Below are 2,591 nucleotides of genomic sequence, written 5' to 3'. Positions count from 1 at the left end.
TCGCCGGCAGCAGCGTGGAATACGTCGGGAATACGCCTGGTCTATCCGGCATCGAGAGATGACTTCGGGCGGAACCCCTGTGCCGGGGGCGCCTGTCTTCGCAGTGATGCTGAAGGAGTGGGGGGGTGACGACGATCAGCGGCCAGATGCGCCGGCAACCCAGCTGATCGTCAGACTGCACGATCTTCGGCCGCGGCCGTGCCCGTTGCGTGCCCGATGGGGTGGGGAACAGGGGGGAACGGCCGAGACTCACAGGGAACCCGATCAGTCGGGTGACCTGCATCTGCTCAGGTCGAGCAAGATCCCAATGCGTGTTTTTGCAAGCAGGACTTCACCACACCACAACGACGCTGCGCCCGCGCCGCCTCGCGGCCCTACGCCCGTTCGGCGGCCGGGCATGCGGCTTGGGGGCCGGTCCGGGGTGCTGGCACCTTCAGCCGCGCACCTGCACGAGACACCGAAGGGTTCTACGGTGTGCTCATGGAACTGCTTTCGCGATACGGGGTGCCCGACAACGTAGTCCTGCGGGAAGGGCTGGAGCAGCTGGTGCAAAGCCAGACTGTCGAGACGCGCCATCTTGATTTTAAGCGTCAGCTCGGCAGTCCAGAGCAAGGCCGTTGCGTTCTCGGCTGGTGAGACTGCTGCATCCCTGAGCCAGGCCGGTAAATAGTAGGGGCGCCCCAATTCGGAGACAACGAACGCGACCCCTGATGATCGTCGGCGTCCAGCCAGTCGATCAAGAACAGGGGCCGCGTTCGCGTGCCATCATCCCCGATCGACGTGTTCTCCCGCCACCTGGAGCACGTCACCCTCACCGACGCCACCATCGACCTCCCCACCCTGGCCGAGGTACTCGACACCGTCCCCGATCCCCGCTGCCGCCGCGGACGCTGCTACCGGCTCGGACCATTACTCGCCTTAGCCCTGCTCGCCGTCCTGGGCGGAGCAACATCACTGGTGCAGATCACCCGGTTCATCGCCGGGTACGACCCCAACGGGCGCGCCCGACTCGGCCTCCCGCCCACCGCGCGACTGGCCGCCTCCACCCTGGGACGACTGCTCACCCGTCTGGACGGCGACGCTTTCGACGCCGCGACCTGCGGCTACGTTGCCGCGCTGACTGCCTGCCAACCGCCCGAGACGACGACAAACACCCGAACACCCCTGCTCGGCCTGGCCGTGGACGGCAAGACCCTGCGCGGCAGCCGTACCTCGAGCGGCGCGGTCCACCTGCTGGCCGCCATCCGCCACGACACCCAGACCGTCCTGGCCCAACGCCAGGTCGAGGCCAAGAGCAACGAGATCCCCGCCTTCACACCCCTGCTGCGCGGCCTGGACCTGTCCAGCATGGTCATCACCGCCGACGCCCTGCACACTCAGCACGACCACGCCCACCACATCATCGCCGCCGGCGGCCACTACCTGTTCATCGTCAAAGGCAACCAGCCCACGCTGCTGCGCCGGCTCAAGACCCTGCCCTGGCGCGACGCCGTCCTGAACGACCGCACCGACGAGCAAGGCCACGGCCGCCGCGAGATCTGCCGCATGAAGATCTGCACTGTCCGGCCCGGCCTGCCCTTCCCCACGCAGTCCAGGCCATCCAGGTCAAACGCCGCCGTACCGACCGCACGACCGGCAAGACCACCATCGTCACGATCTACGCGATCACCAGCCTCCCACCGGGCCGGATCACCCACGCCCAGCTGGCCGCACTGATCCGCGGCCACTGGAGCATCGAGGCCCTGCACCACATCCGCGACGTCACCTACCGCGAAGACGCCTGCCGGGCCCGGACCGGAGCAGCTCCCCGCGTCCTGGTCAGCCTGCGCAACCTGGCCATCGGCCTGGCACGCCTGCTCGGCTGGACCAGCATCGCCGCCGCCACCGACTACTACCGCAGCCACCCAGCCGACGGTCTTCAGCTACTCGGTCTCACGACGTGAGAACGCTCCAGCCCTGCACCGCGATCATGCAACGCCGGAATGCGCTGGGCGCGAATGCGTACGGAAACCCCTCTACTTGTTGTCGACCTTAATGTTGAATTTGACATCGCTGCCCTTGACCGACGTGACCGTGACGGTGAGGCCGAGCTTCGTCCCGTCGTTGGCCTCCAGCTGGCAACGCATCGTGGTGCCCTGCTCCCCCTTGAGGTCACCCGGGCACACGACCGCCTTCGGTCGCTGCCCGACCTTCGCCGCCAATTGGTCGGCGACCTGCTGTTCGACCGTGGGTCTTTCGACGGAAGTGCTACCTGCGCTGAAGCTGAAGCTGCAGCCCGCAACCAGCACCACACCGCAGGCCAAAGAAGCCGGGAAGCCAATGCGCATGTTCCCCATCCTCATCGCTTGAAAGATTGCTGTTTCGACATGCACGGGCTGACAGTGGTTCCTGCGGCCGCGCAGCGCGATCGCCATCAACCGTGACAGCTAGCAAGGTCGAGTAGTAAATCATGCCCCGCCGTACTCGGTCACATGGCCAGCGCTTTCGACTACACACTGAGGTGATCTCAGAGAAATAATTCGGGCGATTTGGGGATGTTCGGGACGCCAAAGGTGACGTTTCGGGCCTATCGGGAGAAGCCGTCGAAGGCC

Annotated in this window: 3 protein-coding genes; 2 read left to right on the top strand and 1 reads right to left on the bottom strand. The window is 66.0% G+C overall.

What is annotated here, in order from left to right; all coding sequences use genetic code 11:
* Positions 1-480 precede the first annotated feature (480 nt).
* Both AB0J69_RS61570 and AB0J69_RS61565 read left to right on the top strand, forming a co-directional pair.
* Positions 481-636, top strand: coding sequence for a hypothetical protein (locus AB0J69_RS61570; RefSeq protein ID WP_364138647.1), 156 nt, complete (start codon positions 481-483; stop codon positions 634-636).
* A gap of 123 nt (positions 637-759) precedes the next feature.
* Positions 760-1,716 carry an ISAs1 family transposase gene (locus tag AB0J69_RS61565; RefSeq protein ID WP_364138644.1) on the top strand — a complete coding sequence of 319 codons (957 nt, stop codon included), beginning with the start codon at positions 760-762 and terminating at the stop codon, positions 1,714-1,716.
* 299 nt (positions 1,717-2,015) lie between these two features.
* On the opposite strand, the gene AB0J69_RS61560 is transcribed toward AB0J69_RS61565, so the two are convergent.
* Positions 2,016-2,414, bottom strand: coding sequence for a DUF4333 domain-containing protein (locus AB0J69_RS61560; protein ID WP_364138643.1), 399 nt, complete (start codon positions 2,412-2,414; stop codon positions 2,016-2,018).
* Positions 2,415-2,591: the final 177 nt, after the last annotated feature.

The organism is Nonomuraea sp. NPDC049709 (assembly GCF_040674815.1).
In the GTDB taxonomy this organism is placed as follows: Bacteria; Actinomycetota; Actinomycetes; order Streptosporangiales; family Streptosporangiaceae; genus Nonomuraea.
The sequence above is the reverse complement of the archived record's forward strand: the minus strand, read 5'-3'. Positions and strand labels throughout refer to the sequence as shown.